The organism is Mycobacterium sp. 050128 (assembly GCF_036409155.1).
Lineage (GTDB): Bacteria > Actinomycetota > Actinomycetes > Mycobacteriales > Mycobacteriaceae > Mycobacterium.
On the sequence record NZ_JAZGLW010000001.1, the window covers coordinates 693,045 to 710,673 of the forward strand.

Sequence of the window (17,629 nt, forward strand, 5' to 3'; positions counted from 1 at the left end):
CTCCTCCGTTTCTGCTACTCTCGATCAAGCGGAGGGGCCTCCGCATTCTCCAGTGTCTCACGGGATAAGGAGCACCATGACGGACAAACCACAGCCCGGCGGCTTGGGCAGTATCGGCGCGGCGGCGGTCGCCCGCGTCGGGTACGGCGCCATGCAGCTGTTCGAGACCTCGCCCGACGACGCCGCGGCGGTGCTGCGTCGCGCCGTCGAACTGGGCGTCAACCACATCGACACCGCGTCGTTCTACGGCCCCGGCGAGGTGAATCGCCGCATCCGCGCGGCGCTGGCCCCCTACCCCGAAGACCTCGTCATTGTCAGCAAGGTCGGGGCGAGGTGGACCGGCGACGACCCGACGCCGCTAGCCGCCGCCCAGCAGCCCGCTGAACTTCGCGCGGCCGTCGAAGACGATCTGAGTCAGCTGGGCCTGGACTGCATTCCGGTGGTCAATTTGCGGCGGATGGACCTTGGCCCGGGCGTGGCCGCCGAGGGCGACCAAATCGTCGACCTCGACGACCAGCTGGCTGAGATGATCAAGCTGCGCGACGAAGGCAAGATCGGGGCAATCGGCGTCAGCAGTGTGCCGCTCGACGTGCTGCGCCGGGCCTTGCCGGCGAACATCGTCTGCGTGCAGAACGCCTACAGCCTGCTCGACCGCTCGCAGGAGGAGATGATCGACGCCTGCACGGCCGAGGGCATCGCCTGGGTGCCGTACATCCCCCTCGGGTCGTCATTTCCGGGCTATCCCAAGGTCGCCGACAACCCCGTCGTGATCGACATCGCCGGCGAAATCGGCGCGACACCATCCCAGGTCGGCTTGGCGTGGTTGCTGGCGCACGCGCCGACCACGCTGCTGATTCCGGGGACGCGCTCGATCGACCATCTCGAGGAGAACATCGGCGCGGCTGACGTCGCGCTGAGCGGCGAGGCGATCGCTGCGCTGGACGCCATCACCACCCCGGGGACGGACCCGTGGGCGCACGGTGTCGAACCCTTCTTGGAGGCGACGCAGAGCTGACTACTGTGGTCGCATGGGCAATCCGATCAAGCCGCCGTGGTGGCTGAAGCCGGCCAACAAACTCTTCATCCAGATGTCGCGGCTGGGAATGAGTTTCGGCGGCGAAAGTCCCGTCGTGCTGACGGTGCCGGGACGCAAATCGGGACGTGAGCGCTCGACGCCGGTGACGCCGATGACCGTCGACGCCAAACAGTACGTCGTCGCCGGATTCCCCGGCGCCGACTGGGTGGCCAACGTGCGGGCCGCCGGACAGGCGACCGTGGCCCGCGGCCGCCGCACCGAGCGGGTGCGGATGGTGGAGTTATCCGCGGCCGACGGCCGGCCGATTCTGCGGCTGTTCCCCCAAGAGGTGCCCACGGGTGTGGGATTCATGAAGCGGTCCGGACTCGTCACCGAGGGCAGTCCCGACGAGTTCGAGCGTCTGGCGGGCCGCTGCGCGGTGTTCCGCCTGGACCCCGCATAGGAGTTGAATGGCCTTGATTGACAACCCATTTGATGCGCAGGCCTGGCGGCCGGTCGACGGCTTCGGCGATCTGACCGACATCACCTACCACCGCCACGTCGACGACGCGACGGTCCGTGTGGCATTCAACCGCCCCGAGGTGCGCAACGCGTTTCGGCCGCACACCGTCGACGAGCTGTACCGGGTGCTCGACCACGCCCGGATGTCCCCCGACGTCGGCGTCGTCCTGCTGACCGGCAACGGCCCGTCCCCGAAGGACGGCGGCTGGGCGTTTTGCTCCGGCGGCGATCAGCGCATCCGCGGGCGCTCCGGCTACCAATACGCCTCCGGCGAGACCGCCGACACCGTCGACGCCGCCCGCGCCGGCCGGCTGCACATCCTCGAGGTGCAGCGCCTGATCCGCTTCATGCCGAAGGTGGTCATCTGTCTGGTCAACGGCTGGGCCGCCGGCGGCGGGCACAGCCTGCACGTGGTCTGCGACCTGACGCTGGCCAGCCGCGAGCACGCCCGCTTCAAGCAGACCGACGCCGACGTCGGCAGCTTCGACGGCGGCTACGGCAGCGCGTATCTGGCCCGTCAGGTCGGCCAGAAGTTCGCCCGGGAGATCTTCTTCCTGGGCCGCCCCTACACCGCCGAGCAGATGCACCACATGGGCGCGGTCAACGACGTCGTCGACCATATCGACCTGGAACGCACCGGCATCCAGTGGGCGGCCGAGATCAACGCCAAATCCCCACAGGCGCAACGGATGCTCAAGTTCGCGTTCAACCTGCTCGACGACGGCCTGGTGGGCCAGCAGCTGTTCGCCGGCGAGGCCACCCGCCTCGCTTACATGACCGACGAGGCGGTCGAGGGCCGCGACGCGTTCCTGGAGAAGCGCGAGCCGGATTGGAGCCCGTTCCCGCGCTATTTCTAGGGTCCGCTCACAGCACCAGAATCAGCGACCACCAGGCCCATGTCGTCAGCATCGACACCGGAACTCCGATCCCGATCAGCAGGGCGATCAGTTCCGGCTCCAGGTCGTACTCCATCGCGATGATGCTCGCACCGAGCATCGGCGGCATCGCCATTTCCAGCATCGCCACCTTGGCGACGGGATCGCTGGCCTGGTCGAGCGCAAGGTACAGGAGCGCGAGAGCCAGGGGCGCTAGGAACAGCCGATAGCCCAGACCCACGCACAACGGCAAGATGCGGCCGGCCACCCGGTCCAGCCGCAGGGCATAGCCCACGGCCGCCATCGCCAGCGGCGTCAACGTCTGCGCCAGCACATCGATGATCTCCGTCAGCCACATCGGACGGTCCAGATGATTGGTGGCGAACGCGATGAGAATCGCCAGGAAAGGCGGGAAGGTCGCGATCCGCTTGGCAACCTTGCGCCAGCTGAATTCGCTCGAACTCGCCACCGAGGCGATCGCGATGCCCACGGTGGAGACCGCGAGATACGAACCGCACAGATCCATCACGATGCCCAGGGCCAAATACTTTTCGCCGGCGTAGGCGATGATCAGCGGCAGTCCCAGAAACGCCGTGTTACACCAGCCGCTGGCAAGCAGCAACGCGCCGGTGCGTTGCCGCGACCAGCGCAGCGCACGACAGATGGGAACGATCACGGCGATGGCGAAGACCACGTCGAGCCACGGCGTCGCCACGGCAAGCCACCAGTCCGGGCGGATCGTCAGGTTGTGCACGCTGTGAAAGGCCGCCGCCGGAAGAGCCACGTTGATCACCCAGCCGCCCAGCACCTGTGTCGCGTTGTCGGGTAACCGTCCCGACAGTCGCAACGCCACACCGATGACCAGGCAGGCTAAGACCAACGCGATTTGCTGCATGAAACCCGCTTTCTCGACGGCCCGAGCCGCAGGGCGAACAAGACGTTTCCGACGCATTGAAGCAACCCGCCGCACCCTTGCGTGACCCAGCCGCCGAATAGACTCCGGGCCTGTGAGCAAGAGTCCGATTCGCCGGTTCGCCGACCAGATTGTGCTGGCCAGCATGCGGCCGCCCATGTCTCCGCAACTGCTGGTCAACCGGCCCGCGATCAAGCCGATCGACCTGGACGGCAAGCGAATCCTGCTGACCGGGGCGTCGTCGGGCATCGGCGAAGCCGGCGCCGAGCGGCTGGCCGAGCAGGGCGCCACCGTGGTGGTCGTCGCCCGCCGGCGCGACCTGCTCGACGCGCTCGCCGACCGCATCACCGCCGCGGGCGGCACGGCGCTGTCGATCCCCTGCGACGTCTCGGACATGGATGCCGTGGATGCATTGGTCGCCGACGTCGACGAGCGTCTCGGCGGGATCGACATCCTGATCAACAACGCCGGCCGGTCCATCCGCCGGCCGCTGGCCGAGTCGCTGGAGCGCTGGCACGACGTCGAGCGGACCATGGTGCTCAACTACTACGCGCCGCTGCGGCTGATCCGCGGCTTCGCGCCGGGCATGCTGGAGCGCGGCGACGGCCACATCATCAACGTCTCGACCTGGGGAGTGCTGTCCGAGGCGTCGCCGTTGTTCGCCCCCTACAACGCATCCAAGGCGGCACTGTCCGCGGTGAGCCGCGTCGCCGAAACCGAGTGGGGCCGACGGGGTGTGCACTCGACGACGCTGTACTACCCATTGGTGGCCACGCCGATGATCGAGCCGACGAAGGCCTACGACGGATTGCCCGCGCTGACGTCAGAAGAAGCCGCCGAGTGGATGGTCACCGCAGCCCGCACCCGGCCGGTGCGGATCGCCCCGCGAATGGCGATCGCGGCCCGGGCACTCGACACCATCGGGCCCCGCTGGGTGAACACCCTGATGCAGCGCCAGAACCTACAGCCCAATCGCGAGAACGGGAGCTGACCGCCTTCGGAGTGTTAGCGTTGCCCTCTCAGGACTATGTCGGATCTCTGGACCACCATTGCTGCCGAGCGCGGTGCGCTCGCGATGGATCTCGCCGACCTCACGCCGACGCAATGGGATCAGCCGTCACTTTGCCCGGGCTGGACAGTGCGCGATGTGGTCGCTCACCTGTCGGCGACGGCCTCGCTGAATCCGGCCTCGTTCTTTGCCGCAATGGCGAAGGCCCGGTTCAACTTCGACAGGTTCGCCAACGACCAGATCGTCAAGCACCTCGGGCGTGACGCGGCAGCCACGCTGGGCGAATTCCGCGGCGTGCAGGACTCCACCTCCGCGCCGCCGGGCCCCAAAATCTCCTGGCTCGGTGAGGTGGTGATCCACGGCGCCGACATCCGCCGACCGCTGGGCATCCCGCACAGCTACGACTTGGACACCGTTCGCCGGGTGATCGACTTCTACCGGGGCTCCAACATGCTCATCGGCGCCAAGAAGCGCATCGGGGGGCTGAGCTTGTCTGCCACGGACTGCGACTGGCAGCACGGACGGGGCGACACCGTCGAGGGCCCGCTGCTGTCGTTGCTGCTTGCCATGACCGGACGGGCCAGCGCGTGCGCCGAGCTCACCGGGCCGGGCGTGGCCTTGTTGCAACGCCGATGCGCGTCGGCGACGTGATAGACACGAGCTTATGGAGATCCTGTTCAGCCGAATGCTGCTTCGGCCGGCTGACTATCAGCGGTCGTTGACGTTCTACCGCGACGAAATCGGCCTGGCCATCTACCGCGACTATGGTGCTGGCACAGTGTTTTTCGCGGGCCAATCTTTGCTGGAGCTAACCGGCTGGAGCGACGGCGAGCGCGCCCAAGGACCCTTCCCCGGCGCGTTGTGGCTGCAGGTCCGCGACATCGAGACAACCCAGGCCGAACTGGTAAGCCGCGGGGTGCCGATTGCCCGCGAGGCGCGCCGCGAGCCGTGGGGTCTCAAAGAGATGCACGTGACCGATCCGGATGGCATTACGCTCATCTTCGTCGAGGTTCCGGGCGACCACCCGTTACGCCGCGACACCCGAGGTGAACAGCAGGGAACGGCTGGTTAACTGACAGGTAACATCTGGCGACGACTGATGATATACCTGCGATTCACCTAGTTGAGCATTCGACAATTTAATTCCCCAACCATCAGAATCAGGCGCTGTGGACATACAACTGTTCCTCCTAATCATTGTCGTAGTCACGGCATTGGCATTCGATTTCACCAACGGCTTCCATGACACCGCGAACGCCATGGCGACCTCGATCGCCAGTGGTGCCCTGAAGCCCAAAACAGCAGTCGCGCTCTCCGCGGTGCTCAATCTGGTGGGCGCGTTCCTGTCGACCACCGTTGCGGCCACCATCGCCAAGGGCCTCATCGATTCCAGCATCGTGTCACTGGAACTGGTGTTCGCCGGCTTGGTCGGCGGCGTCGTCTGGAACCTACTGACTTGGCTGCTCGGTATCCCCTCGAGCTCGTCGCACGCGCTGATCGGCGGCATCATCGGTGCCACGATCGCGGCCGTCGGCGCGCACGGGGTGATCTGGTCGGGCGTGATGTCCAAGGCGATCATCCCGGCCGTCATCTCGGTGTTCGTGGCCCTGTTGGTCGGCGCCTGCGCGACCTGGGCGGTCTTCCGGATCACCCGGGGCCTGCACAAGGAGCGCACCGAAGCCGGGTTCCGGCGCGGCCAGATCGGCTCGGCGTCGCTGGTCTCGCTGGCGCACGGCACCAACGACGCCCAGAAGACGATGGGCATCATCTTCCTGGCGCTGATGTCCTACGGCTCGGTCAGCAAGAGCGCCGCGGTCCCGCCGATGTGGGTCATCGTTTGCTGCGCCATAGCGATGGCCACGGGTACCTACCTGGGCGGTTGGCGGATCATCCGCACGCTGGGCAAGGGCCTCGTGGAAATCACGTCGCCGCAGGGCATGGCTGCCGAATCATCCTCTGCCGCAGTGATTCTGCTGTCCGCACACTTCGGCTACGCGCTGTCGACCACGCAGGTCTGCACCGGCTCGGTGATGGGCAGCGGGCTGGGCAAGCCCGGCGGTGAGGTCCGCTGGGGCGTCGCCGGACGGATGGCCGTTGCTTGGGTGGTGACGCTTCCGCTGGCCGGCCTGGTCGGTGCGGTCACCTACTGGATCGTCCACTACATCGGCGGATACCCCGGCGCCGTCGTCGGCTTCGGGCTCCTGGTCGCGGTCTCGGCCGCCATCTACATCCGGTCTCGCAAGAACAAGGTCGACCAACACAACGTCAACGACGAATGGAAGGGCGACCTGACCGCCGGCCTCGATGAGAAAAGCCCGACCGGTGGGGCCAAGGTGGGCGCCGCTGCCGGTTCCGACGACGTGAGTGTGGGGTAGCGTCCGATGAGTCAACTGAGCGAGTGGTTCAACTACGAGGCAACGCTGAAGATCCTGCTCTTCAGCATGCTGGCCGGCGCTTTCCTACCCGGGCTGTTCGCGGTGGGGATCCGGCTGCAAGCGCTCGGCTCCGGCGATGTCGGCGCCGACGGCAGCACGTCCCAGCCGAACCCGCTGCTATCCGTCCTGGCCTGGCTGATCTACGCACTGGTGGTGACGGTGATCGTTGTTGGCGTGTTATTCATCGCGCGCGATTTCATTGCGCATCACACCGGGTATCCCTTCTTAGGGGCCAAGCTTAAGTAACATCGAATCGTCGTCCACCGAACTACCGAGCCCCCGGGCGGAGTTGATCGAATGAACCGATTCCTCACCTCGGTTGTCTCGTGGTTGCGCGCGGGTTATCCGGAGGGCATTCCCCCGACGGATACCTTCGCCCTGCTGGCGCTGTTGGCTAACCGGCTGTCCAACGACGAGGTCCGGCTGGTGGCCAACGCGCTGATGGAACGCGGCGATTTCGACAACATCGATATCGGCGTGATGATCAGCAAGTTGACCGACGAGCTGCCGTCGCCCGAGGACATCGAGCGGGTGCGTGCGCGGCTGGCCGCCCAGGGCTGGCCCCTGGACGACCCGTACGACGACGATGACGAGCTCGATGGCCTCGATGGCGGAGCGCACGCATAGCCGTTCTGCGTGCGCTGTATGTCTCGCCCGGCTCCGCTGCCGCAGTAATGCTGCCCGCTTTGGAGCGGGTGCTGGCCGGCCGTGACTCGGCCTTTGTTGCGGCACAACCGAATTGCGAGTTGGACGCCTTGCGGGTGGGCGAAGCCGTCGACGACGACGTGGCGTTGGTCGTGACCACGTCGGGCACCACCGGAAAACCCAAGGGCGCCTTGCTGACTGCCGCGGCCCTGACCGCGAGCGCAGCCGCCACCCATGACCGTCTCGGCGGGCCGGGCAGCTGGCTGCTGGCGCTGCCGCCGTATCACATCGCCGGTATCCAGGTGCTGGTGCGCAGCGTGCTGGCCGGGTCGGCGCCCGTCGAGCTGGACGTCTCCTCCGGGTTCGATACCGCCGAATTGCCGCGTGCCGTAAGCACATTGAGCGCCGGCCGGCGCTACACGTCGCTGGTGGCCGCGCAACTGGCCAAGGCTTTGGCCGATCCGCCGGCAGCGGCCGCGCTCGCCGAACTCGACGCCGTACTGCTGGGCGGAGGCCCCGCTCCCCGACCGGTGCTCGAAGCCGCCGCGGCCTCGGGGATCACGGTGGTCCGCACCTACGGGATGAGCGAGACCGCGGGAGGCTGCGTCTACGACGGCGTCGCGCTTGAGGGCGTGCGACTGCGGGTGGACGACGGGCACATCGTAATCGGCGGCGCCACCGTGGCTAAGGGCTATCGCAACCCGGTCGATCCCGACCCGTTCGCCGAGCCGGGCTGGTTCCGCACCGACGACCTCGGCTCGATCGCCTCCGGTGTGCTGACCGTGCTGGGCCGCGCCGACGACGCGATCAGTACGGGCGGGCTGACGGTGCTGCCGCAACCGGTCGAAGCGGTGCTGTGCACCCACCCGGCGGTCGGCGACTGCGCGGTGTTCGGACTCGCCGACGACCGGTTAGGGCAGCGGGTGGTGGCGGCGATCGTGCTGCGGGACGGCTTCGGACCGCCGACGCTGGACGCGCTGCGCGCACATGTGTCCGACAGCCTGGACGGCACCGCCGCGCCGCGCGAGTTGCACATCGTCGACGCGCTGCCGCGCCGCGGCATCGGCAAGGTAGACCGGGCGGCGCTGGTGCGCCGGTTCGGCGCCGATCAATAGGCTGGACGATCGTGAGGATTGCCCGCCGGGAAATGCTGGCCGCAGCGGCCGGTGCCGCCCTGGTCGCCGCCGCGGTGGTGCTGCCGTCGCTGAATTGGGGCGTCAGGCCGCGGCTGGACCTCGGCGTCGAGCGCTTCGCCACCCACGCGCAAGCGGCACCGCTGTTCGGCGCCTGGGAGGTGCACGCCAGCTGGGGAACGGGTCCCGCGGTTCTGCTTGCAATCGCCGCCGTCGCGTGGGGACCGGCTGTCGCTCAACGCCTTTCGTGGCGGACGCTGACGCTGAGCACCTGGGCGGTGGCCTGCGGGTGGGCATTCGCACTGGCGATGATCGACGGCTGGCAGCGCGGCTTCGCGGGCCGGTTGACCACCAGGGACGAATATGTGACCCAGGTGCGCACCGTCGCCGATATTCCGGCGACGGTGCGCACGTTTACCACCCGGATCCTCGACTACCAGCCCAACTCCTGGATCACCCATGTGTCCGGGCACCCGCCGGGCGCGCTGTTGACCTTCGTCTGGCTGGACCGGCTCGGCCTGCACGGCGGCGCGTGGGCGGGCCTACTGTGCCTACTGGTCGGCTCCAGCGCGGCAGCGGCCGTGGTCATCGCCATCCGCGCGTTGGCCGACGAGCAGACCGCGCGGCTGGCGGCCCCGTTCGTCGCGATAGCGCCGACGGCGATCTGGGTGGCGGTCTCGGCCGACGGCTACTTCGCCGGCGTCGCGGCGTGGGGCATCGCACTGCTGGCGGTGGCCGTGCACCGGCCGGTCCGCTTTCCCGCGCTGATCGCGGCCGCCGCCGGGCTGCTGCTCGGCTGGTGCGTCTTCCTCAGTTACGGCTTGGCGCTGCTGGGCCTTCCCGCCGCGGCCGTGCTGGTTTCCGCCAAGGATTTTCGCCCGGCGCTGCGGGCACTCGGCCCGGCCACCTTGACCGCGTTGGTGGTCGCGGTGACCTTCGCCGTCGCCGGGTTCTACTGGTTCGACGGCTATACCCTTGTGCAGCAACGCTATTGGCAGGGGATCGCCCACGACCGGCCGTTCCAGTATTGGTGGTGGGCTAATCTGGCCTGCGTGGTGTGCGCGATCGGCCTCGGCGGTGTCGCGGGCATCACCCGGGTGTTCGACGGTGCCGCCGTCCGTCGCCGCTCCGGGTTTCACCTGGTGTTGCTGGCCATGCTGGCCGCGATCGTCTGCGCCGACCTGAGCATGCTGAGTAAGGCCGAGGTGGAACGGATCTGGCTGCCGTTCACGATCTGGCTGACCGCCGCGCCCGCGCTGCTGGCGGTGCGGTCGCACCGCACGTGGCTGGCGATCAACGCGGCCGGTGCGCTCCTGGTCAATACCGTCATGGTCACCCTCTGGTAGGCGGACATGGAAGATCAACCCGTACTGGCGCGCCGACTCAATACGACCGATGCGGTCGTTATCGGGCTGGGCTCGATGATCGGGGCCGGGGTGTTCGCCGCGTTCGGCCCGGCCGCGCGGGCCGCGGGCACGGGTTTGCTGATCGGGCTGGCGCTGGCCGCGGTGATCGCCTACTGCAACGCCACCTCGTCTGCGCAACTGGCCGCGCAATATCCGACGTCGGGGGGAACGTACATCTACGGCCGGGAACGCCTCGGCCCGTGGTGGGGCTTCATCGCGGGGTGGGGATTCGTGATCGGCAAGACGGCGTCGTGCGCGGCGATGGCGCTCACCGTCGCCGCCTACGCGGTTCCCGGGGCGGATGTCTGGGTGCAGCGCATCGTCGGGATCGCCTCCGTGGTCCTGCTGACCACCCTGAACTACCGCGGCGTCACCAAGACCGCGATGCTGGCCCGAATTCTGTTGGCGTGCACACTGATTGCACTGGCCGCCGTGGTCATCGGCATCGCGATGAGCAAGCCGGACCTTGCACAGCTGAGCGGCTCGTGGTTCACCGGCTCGATTTACGGGGTGCTGCAGTCGGCGGGGCTGCTGTTCTTCGCGTTCGCCGGATATGCCCGCATCGCGACGATGGGCGAGGAGGTCCGCGACCCCGCCCGCACCATCCCCCGCGCGATTTCGGTTGCCCTGGCGATCGCAGTGGTGATCTATCTGGTTGTCGGGGTGGCCGCACTGCTGGCCGCGGGACCCGACCGGCTCGCGAATGCCGTTGCGCCACTGGCCGAGGCGGTGCGGGCGGCCGGCGCCCCGGAGTTGGTTCCGGTGATCTCGGTCGGGGCCGCGCTGGCCAGCCTGGGCGCGCTGCTGGCGCTGATCGCCGGGCTCGGGCGCACCACGCTGGCGATGGCCCGGCACCGGGATCTGCCGGGCTGGCTGGCGGCGGTGCACCCGGCGCACCGAGTGCCGCACCACGCCGAGATCGCGATAGGCGTAGTGGTCTGCATTCTGGTGAGTGCGGTGGATCTGCGTGGAGTGATCGGCTTTTCGTCGTTCGGGGTGCTGATCTACTACGCGATCGCCAACGCCGCCGCGTATACATTGCACCGGCGCCGGGTGGTGAATGCCGGCGGACTGGCCGGGTGCCTGCTGCTGGTCGCTACCCTGCCGTGGGAATCGGCGGCCGCGGGGCTGGCGGTATTCGCCGTCGGGATCGGGGGGCGCGCGGCCGTGTTGCGCCGACGCGACTGAGCTTCCCGGCAGTTAACCAAAGAGAAGCCGGCCGGCCGGCTCTACCGGCCGGTGTGGAGCCAACATGTTGCCAGTGATCGATCGCATATCGAGCCGTTCAACTGGCCTTACCGGTGCCGAAGGCCCCAGGCCGGGCGTCAGATCCGCTGCCGAGGTGGCGAGGCCATCGGGTGCGCATCAACGTCCGATGCCTTTGCTGGCGAGGATCCGAATTAGTGGTAGGGAGATTTAAATTTACGGCATCGTCGGCCGGTAGAAGGCGCCTGTGTGTTTTATATGTGTTCACCCTGCCGAGCTTCGACGTTAACACGAGGTAGATGGGGTCATCGGCGCCTTGCATGGCCCGCCACCGAATCTCGACCCACGTTCGGCCGCCGTCGCGGCGGCCGAAGTCGACGGCCAGGTTGTCCGGCCGGGGCTGGCTAGCGTACTGGCCACGAGAGCAGCTCAATGACCGGCAACCCATCGCGGTCATCGACTAGCGATGGTGGCAGCCGCTCAATGTTGTTGACGTTCAACGATGTCGGCGAAGTCATGCGCGGAACGTGGTGGTCAGGCGCCGGCGGAGGGAAGGCAATGGATTTCGGAGCGCTACCTCCGGAGATCAACTCCGGCAAGATCTACTCTGGGCCGGGGTCGGCGCCGCTGCTGGCCGCTGGAACTGCCTGGGATGGGCTGGCCAGCGAATTGCGTTCAACGGCAGCGTCTTACGGGTTCGTAATCGCTGAGCTACTCAGCGGTTGGCTTGGGCCCTCGTCGACGTCGATGTTGGCCGCGGCAGCGCCGTACCTCGCGTGGCTGGAAAGCACTGCCGCGCAAGCCGAGCAGACGGCATTGCAAGCCAAGGCCGCGGCCGGCGCGTTCGAGGCCGTCTTCGCGGCTACCGTTGCGCCCCAGGTGGTCGCGGCCAATCGGGCGTTGTTGGTGTCGTTGATCGCGACGAACGTCTTGGGTCAGAACACGCCGGCGATCGCGACCACCGAGGCTCAGTACGCCGAGATGTGGGCCCAGGACGCCGGCGCGATGTACGGCTACGCCGCGGCCGCCGAAGTTGCGACGCGGCTGACTCCGTTCACCGCACCCCCCACGACGACAAACGACAGCGCCGCGGCCGGCCAGTCGGCCGCCGTCGTCGCCACGGCCGGCCAGGCGGCCGCGGTGCAAGGCCTCGCCGCGAACGCCACCGCAAACGCCGCAGCGGTCGAGGTTCCGTTGGGCATCAAGGACATCACGGGGATTCTGAAGACGTTCAACGGCTTCATGACCAACTTCGTGGCCGGGCCATACAACCCGCTCGGGATCGCGGGCCTGTTCAGGAACTGGTACCAGGTCGCGATCAGCATCCCGTCCGTGGGCACGGGTATCCAAGGCATTGGACCGCTCCTGCACCCCAAGCCGCTGCTTGGGGTTTTGGCGCCGTTGCTGCACAGCGACCTGCTGACCGGGTCCGGCGCATCGCACCCGGCCGGGGCGGTGGCGGCCGCGGCGGGTCGCGCCGGCACGGTCGGCGCGTTGTCGGTGCCGGCGAATTGGGCGTCGGCCGTTCCGGCGATCAGGACGGTTGCCTTGGAGCTGCCGGCGGCCACGCTCGAGGCCGCGCCCGCGGTGGCCGCCAGCGAGGGCATGTTCGCCCCGACGGCCCTGTCGAGTCTGGCCGGCCGCGCTGTCGGCGGGACTGCCACTCGCGCCGTGGCCCCCGCCGTGCGCGTTCCCGGTGCGGTGGCACTGGACGACATCGCGACGACCTCCACGGTCATCGTGATACCGCCCAACGCGAGATAAGGATAGGCACGGCAATGGTTTTCGCGGATTTCGCGGTGCAGCCACCGGAGCTGATCTCCGGTCTGCTCTACTCGGGCCCGGGTTCGGGTTCATTTTTGGCCGCTGCCGCGGCTTGGGAGGCGCTGGCCGCGGAGTTGCATTCCACCGCGGCCTCGTACCGATCGGTGATTTCGGAACTGGTCGGCGAATCGTGGGCGGGTCCGTCGTCCGAGGCCATGGCGGCAGCATTGGCACCGTATGTGACGTGGATGTCGACCACGGCGGCTCAGGCCGAGCAGGCCGCGTCCCAGGCGCTGGCCGCGGCCCGCGCGTACGAGGCCGCGTTGGCGGCGGCCGTGCCGCCGGCGCTGATCATCGAGAATCGTCTCGAGCTGGAAGAGCTGTCGGCGACCAATATCCTCGGCCAAAACAACGGGGAGATCGCGGCCAACCAAGCCGAATACGCCCAGATGTGGTCTCGGGACGTCGAGGTGATGTTCAGCTACGCCAGCGCCTCGGAATCCGCGGGCGAGCTGACGGCGTTCGGCGAGGCGCCGCAAACCACCACCGCGACCGCGCAGGCGACGCAAGCAGCCGCGGCGGCAGCGGCCCCACCTCAATCTCTGTCGTCATGGCTGACGGAGCTGGAGAACTACATCAATTCGCTCACCGGCCAGTACGCGACGTTTTGGCAGCAACTGATCGCGGGCGTGACGGGGAGCTCGGACGTCGCACCGATGTGGGAGGCGCTGTACTCCGCCATTTCGTCGATCGGCAGTCAGGGCACCTGGACCAACGTCGTCAATGCCAGTATCGGCCTTGGTGTTTCGCAGTGGAAGAACTTCTTCATCTACGCGCCGTGGAGTGCCGCGATGGCCAAGTCGTCGCTGGGCGCCGGTCTGGCTTCACCAGGGCATCTTGCTGCGGTCGGCGCGGTGCGGCCGGTGTCGGCGGTTCTGGGCGGCGCGCCGACGGTGGGATCGATGTCGGTGCCGCCAAGCTGGGCGACCGCCACCCCGGCGATCAGGTTGACCTCCAGCGCGCTGCCGGCCGGCGTCGCAGCGGCGCCCGCGGCCGAGTTCCCGGCCGCAATGATCAACGAGGCGACCCTGGGCAGTTTGGCGGGCGGTGCGCTGGGCAGCCCGGTCTCGCGCGTCGTCGGCGCAACCGGCATCCAGGCCCGCGCGATCACCGGCGAGCGCCGCGTGGGTCCGGTCAAACTCGACCGCGTCATCGCGCAACTGCAAGAACAGCCCGACCAGGTGCAGCACTGGAGCGTCGACGAAGCCGGGCTCGACGACTTGGTTGCCAGGCTGACGACCACGCCCGGCGTCCACGCGGTGCACGTCACCGACGACGTCCAGACCCCGCTCGTTCCGACCGAATCCAACCTCGGGTAGCGGACGAAATCCCTTGCAGCGGAAGACTATCAGCACACCGACGGAGGAATTATGAAACTGCTGCTAGCCGTTCTCGGCATCGCGATGGGATTCGTCATCGCGGTGCCCGGGCATGCCGAAACCGGTGTCGATGAAGCTGCCGTCGATGACAACAACGAAATCTTCCTGGCGGACCTGCATGCGGTGGGGATCAGCTTTGCGGACCCCGGCCAAGCGATAGCCGCGGGAAAATCGGTGTGCGGATTGATCTCTCGCGGCGTGTCCGGTCTGCAGCTTCTCAATGATCTCAAGGAAAACAACCCCGCGCTGACCACCAGTGGTGCGGCCCAGTTCGCGACGATTTCCGCGAAGTCGTACTGCCCGAAACAACTCGAGGAAACTGGCAGGGGCGGACGCGGTTAGCTTTGCGGATCAATGCCTTTCGCGTCGACCGCAACCCGTCGGGCAGGTAGGGGCCGGAGTTCACACTAGGACTTCGGCCAACCCGCCAAGGCCAGATTGGCGATCGCGTGCAGTTCCGCACGATCGGCACCGCTACGGGCCTGGATTGCAATGCCTTGGCAGACCGCGCTAATCCAGCGAGCCAGCAACATGGTGTCGACGTCGCAGAGTTCGCCCGCGGTCACCGCCTTGTCGAACCGGCGTGCCAGCTCACGCGCGGCCGCATCACGAAACTCGGCCAATCCCACCGCGCTTCCGACCAGCAGGCAGCCATCCGGGTCACCCGATGTCGCGTCGGCCGCTCCATGCACCATGGCTTCGGCGACCTCGCGGGCGGTCGCGCGGGCGAGCGCCGTTGCCATGTAGCCGCCCGGACCATTGATGTAGCGCCGCTTGGCCCGCTCGAAGAGGCCTTCTTTCGAGCCGAACTCGGCGTAGATGCCCCGACGATTCACCCCCGTCGCCTCGGTCAGATCACTGATCGACACGGCGTCGAAGCCACGGTGCCAGAACAGCCGCATCGCGATGCCCTCGACCTGTTCGGGGTCGAACTGCCGGGGTCGCCCTACCGCCACGCTCTGCCTTCCGTGATCCACGTCACAGCCGCATCTTTCGCTCGACAACCGGCTTGAGCAGATCATACTTTGTAACCAATCGGTTCGAAACTACGACGAGAGGCAGCGACATGAGCACAGCACCCCTAGCCGGACGCCGAGCGCTGGTAACCGGCGGCGCGCGCGGAATCGGCGCGGGAATCGTGCGCCGGCTCGCCGCCGACGGTGCCGCGGTGGCGTTCACCTACGCGTCATCGGCCGCCGAGGCGGACAAGCTCGTTGCCGAGGTGACCGCCAACGGGACCAAGGCGGTGGCCATTCGCGCCGACAGCGCCGATCCGGCACAGGTCAGCGCAGCGGTCGAGCAGGCCGTCGCCGACCTCGGCGGATTGGACATCCTCGTCAACAATGCCGGGACCGCGTACATGGCGCCGATCGACGAATACCCGCAGGAGCAGTTCGACCGCGTGGTGGCGATCAACATCGGCGGCGTTTATTCGGCGATCCGCAGCGCGATCGGTCACCTCGGCGAGGGTTCGCGGATCATCAACATCGGCAGCATCAACGCCGACCGTGTCCCGGTCGCGGGGTTGGCCGTGTACGCGATGACCAAGGGCGCGGTCGCATCGCTGACCCTTGGCCTGGCCCGCGAGCTGGGTCCGCGCGGAATCACCGTGAACAACGTGCAGCCCGGTCCGATCGACACCGACATGAACCCCGCCGATGGCGCATTCGCGGACGCCATGCGGCAAGTCATGGCGCTGGACCACTACGGGCACACCGGTGACGTCGCCGCAGTCGTGAGTTTCCTGGCTGGCCCGGAGGCGGGATTCGTGACGGGAGCCAACTGGAACGTCGACGGCGGATATACCGCCTGACGTTCATGGGTGTGCGAGCGCGGCGTTGAGTGTGCCCGGGCGGCGTTGAGTATGCCCGGGCGGCGGGACGGTGCGGCGTGTCGCCGCCCTGGGCGCACCCTCGATCGAGGCGGCGGCCGTGAGCGTCGGCTTACAGTCCCGCCGCGCGGGTGGCGCGTGCGAAACGGCTGGCCGGTGCGCACGCCTCTCGTACCGCGGCGACATCGGCGATGACATCGAAGTCGCTCAGCTGCTGCACCAGTAGAACGTCAATACCGTTGTCGTGCAGAGCTTTTCGCGTGAGCTCCCCGGTGTCGGGTTGAGACATCGGCACGGCGCGCAGGCATTCGGCCATCGCCGGATTCTGCACCCCGAGCACCCACCAACCGCCGTCGTCGGCCGGGCCGAGCACCGCCGGCGCCCGTAACAGCCGGCGCGCGCAGTCGGTCAACAGCTCGGCCGTCACCTGCGGGGTGTCCATGCCGATCTGCAGTACCGGGAAGCCGTCAGCCGCGTCGGCGTGGGCGTTGGCCAGCCGGTCGGCGAAGTCGTCACCGCGCTGCTCGATCACCGTGAACGACGCGAGCCGCTGCCGGATCTGCGCCGCACCGGCGGCCGCATCCAGGTCGCCGGTCAACGCCACCACCCGCGAGCTCACCGCGGCGGCGGCCACCGCGTCGAGCGTGTCCAGCAACGCCGCCGCGGCGATCTCGGCCGCGACCCGATCGCCGACCGAAGCCGCCAGCCGGGTCTTGGCCAGTCCGGGCTCCGGCGCCTTGGCGACCACCAGCAGCGTGGCCGGGAGGTCGGTCATGAAATCACTTTCCAGAAGTCCAGGATCGCGGTGATGCTGCCCCGCAGTGAACCGCTGACCTTCGACTTGCCACCGGTGCGGGGGCCATAGCTGACGTCGAGCTCGACGACACTCCAGCCGGCCGCCGCGGCACGCACCAGCAACTCAAGCGGATACCCGGAGCGTCGATCGACGACCCCGAGACCCAGCAGCGCATCCCGGCGGGCGACCCGCATTGGCGCGATGTCGTGGACCGGCAGCCCGTGACGGGTGCGCAGTCGCCAGCTCATCACCACGGTGCCCACCCGCGCGACCCACGGCCAGTGCAGCCCGGCCACGGGCCGCCGCCGGCCGGTCGCCATGTCCGCACCCTGCTCGAGCGCGGCGACCAGCCGCGGCAAGTCGCCGGCATCCATCGAGCCGTCGGCGTCGATGACCGCCACGATCGGAGTCGTCGCGGCGACCACGCCGGCGTGCACCGCCGAGCCGTATCCGGGCCGCGGTTCGGCGACGACGTCAGCGCCGTGCCGGGTGGCGACGCCCGCGGTGTCATCGGTGCTGTTGTTGTCCACGACCAGTGCTCGATAGCCGGCGGGAATGGCGGCCAGGACCGCCGGCAACGACTCCTCCTCGTTCAGACACGGCAGCACCACCGTGACCAGATCGCCGGGCATGAGCCGCG

At 68.0% G+C, this 17,629-nt stretch carries 19 protein-coding genes and 1 pseudogene; 16 read left to right on the top strand and 4 right to left on the bottom strand.

Translation table 11 applies throughout. From position 1 onward, the window contains the following. Positions 1-76 precede the first annotated feature (76 nt). From SKC41_RS03345 to SKC41_RS03355, 3 genes are read left to right on the top strand one after another with little or no spacing between them, the layout of a single operon-like run. The gene (locus tag SKC41_RS03345; protein WP_330976309.1) at positions 77-1,015 is read left to right on the top strand and encodes an aldo/keto reductase; all 939 of its coding nucleotides are present in this window, start codon (positions 77-79) and stop codon (positions 1,013-1,015) included. 13 nt (positions 1,016-1,028) lie between these two features. Then, complete coding sequence (locus tag SKC41_RS03350; RefSeq protein ID WP_330976310.1) at positions 1,029-1,478, top strand: nitroreductase family deazaflavin-dependent oxidoreductase; 450 nt, start codon at positions 1,029-1,031, stop codon at positions 1,476-1,478. A gap of 13 nt (positions 1,479-1,491) precedes the next feature. Further along, positions 1,492-2,394, top strand: a complete 903-nt coding sequence (locus SKC41_RS03355) for a 1,4-dihydroxy-2-naphthoyl-CoA synthase (protein ID WP_330978736.1) — start codon at positions 1,492-1,494, stop codon at positions 2,392-2,394. A gap of 7 nt (positions 2,395-2,401) precedes the next feature. Here the strand turns inward: SKC41_RS03355 and SKC41_RS03360 are convergent, their stop codons facing one another. Next, positions 2,402-3,307: an AEC family transporter gene (locus SKC41_RS03360; RefSeq protein ID WP_330976311.1), complete on the bottom strand. Its 906-nt coding sequence runs from the start codon at positions 3,305-3,307 to the stop codon at positions 2,402-2,404. Between the two features lie 112 nt (positions 3,308-3,419). On the opposite strand from SKC41_RS03360, the gene SKC41_RS03365 reads away from it, so the two are divergent. The 12 genes and pseudogenes from SKC41_RS03365 (at position 3,420) to SKC41_RS03420 (ending at position 14,704) form a co-directional block, all read left to right on the top strand. Continuing rightward, a complete protein-coding gene (locus SKC41_RS03365; RefSeq protein ID WP_330976312.1) occupies positions 3,420-4,316 on the top strand; it encodes an SDR family oxidoreductase in 897 nt (298 codons plus the stop codon). A gap of 36 nt (positions 4,317-4,352) precedes the next feature. Then, positions 4,353-4,985 (top strand): maleylpyruvate isomerase family mycothiol-dependent enzyme, encoded by a 633-nt coding sequence (locus SKC41_RS03370; protein ID WP_330976313.1) that lies wholly within the window; start codon positions 4,353-4,355, stop codon positions 4,983-4,985. A 13-nt stretch (positions 4,986-4,998) separates the two neighbouring features. Then, complete coding sequence (locus SKC41_RS03375) at positions 4,999-5,406, top strand: VOC family protein (RefSeq protein ID WP_330976314.1); 408 nt, start codon at positions 4,999-5,001, stop codon at positions 5,404-5,406. 97 nt (positions 5,407-5,503) lie between these two features. Further along, positions 5,504-6,698: pseudogene (locus tag SKC41_RS03380) on the top strand (inorganic phosphate transporter). Positions 6,699-6,715: 17 nt separating this feature from the next. Next, positions 6,716-7,015, top strand: a complete 300-nt coding sequence (locus SKC41_RS03385; protein WP_330976315.1) for a hypothetical protein — start codon at positions 6,716-6,718, stop codon at positions 7,013-7,015. A 51-nt stretch (positions 7,016-7,066) separates the two neighbouring features. Continuing rightward, positions 7,067-7,396: a DUF3349 domain-containing protein gene (locus SKC41_RS03390; protein ID WP_330976316.1), complete on the top strand. Its 330-nt coding sequence runs from the start codon at positions 7,067-7,069 to the stop codon at positions 7,394-7,396. Positions 7,397-7,464: 68 nt separating this feature from the next. Further along, positions 7,465-8,529 carry an o-succinylbenzoate--CoA ligase gene (menE, locus tag SKC41_RS03395; protein WP_442931658.1) on the top strand — a complete coding sequence of 355 codons (1,065 nt, stop codon included), beginning with the start codon at positions 7,465-7,467 and terminating at the stop codon, positions 8,527-8,529. Between the two features lie 11 nt (positions 8,530-8,540). After that, entirely contained in the window at positions 8,541-9,893 is a 1,353-nt protein-coding gene (locus SKC41_RS03400; RefSeq protein WP_330976318.1) for a hypothetical protein, read from the top strand. A 6-nt stretch (positions 9,894-9,899) separates the two neighbouring features. After that, complete coding sequence (locus SKC41_RS03405) at positions 9,900-11,141, top strand: APC family permease (RefSeq protein ID WP_330976319.1); 1,242 nt, start codon at positions 9,900-9,902, stop codon at positions 11,139-11,141. A 576-nt stretch (positions 11,142-11,717) separates the two neighbouring features. Further along, entirely contained in the window at positions 11,718-12,923 is a 1,206-nt protein-coding gene (locus SKC41_RS03410) for a PPE family protein (protein WP_330976320.1), read from the top strand. A 14-nt stretch (positions 12,924-12,937) separates the two neighbouring features. Next, positions 12,938-14,302, top strand: a complete 1,365-nt coding sequence (locus tag SKC41_RS03415; protein ID WP_330976321.1) for a PPE family protein — start codon at positions 12,938-12,940, stop codon at positions 14,300-14,302. A gap of 51 nt (positions 14,303-14,353) precedes the next feature. Beyond that, positions 14,354-14,704 (top strand): DUF732 domain-containing protein, encoded by a 351-nt coding sequence (locus tag SKC41_RS03420; RefSeq protein WP_330976322.1) that lies wholly within the window; start codon positions 14,354-14,356, stop codon positions 14,702-14,704. Between the two features lie 65 nt (positions 14,705-14,769). Here the strand turns inward: SKC41_RS03420 and SKC41_RS03425 are convergent, their stop codons facing one another. Beyond that, positions 14,770-15,318, bottom strand: coding sequence for a TetR/AcrR family transcriptional regulator (locus SKC41_RS03425; protein ID WP_330976323.1), 549 nt, complete (start codon positions 15,316-15,318; stop codon positions 14,770-14,772). Positions 15,319-15,428: 110 nt separating this feature from the next. Here SKC41_RS03425 and SKC41_RS03430 point away from each other — a divergent pair, with 110 nt between their 5' ends. Continuing rightward, entirely contained in the window at positions 15,429-16,175 is a 747-nt protein-coding gene (locus tag SKC41_RS03430) for an SDR family oxidoreductase (RefSeq protein ID WP_330976324.1), read from the top strand. Positions 16,176-16,305: 130 nt separating this feature from the next. On the opposite strand, the gene SKC41_RS03435 is transcribed toward SKC41_RS03430, so the two are convergent. Together SKC41_RS03435 and SKC41_RS03440 are read right to left on the bottom strand one after the other, a co-directional pair. Then, positions 16,306-16,968 (bottom strand): TIGR04282 family arsenosugar biosynthesis glycosyltransferase, encoded by a 663-nt coding sequence (locus SKC41_RS03435; protein WP_330976325.1) that lies wholly within the window; start codon positions 16,966-16,968, stop codon positions 16,306-16,308. Next, on the bottom strand, positions 16,965-17,621 hold the full coding sequence (locus SKC41_RS03440) for a glycosyltransferase family 2 protein (RefSeq protein WP_330976326.1): 657 nt from the start codon (positions 17,619-17,621) through the stop codon (positions 16,965-16,967). Before SKC41_RS03440 ends, SKC41_RS03435 begins: the two co-directional genes overlap by 4 nt. Between the last annotated feature and the right edge of the window lie 8 nt (positions 17,622-17,629).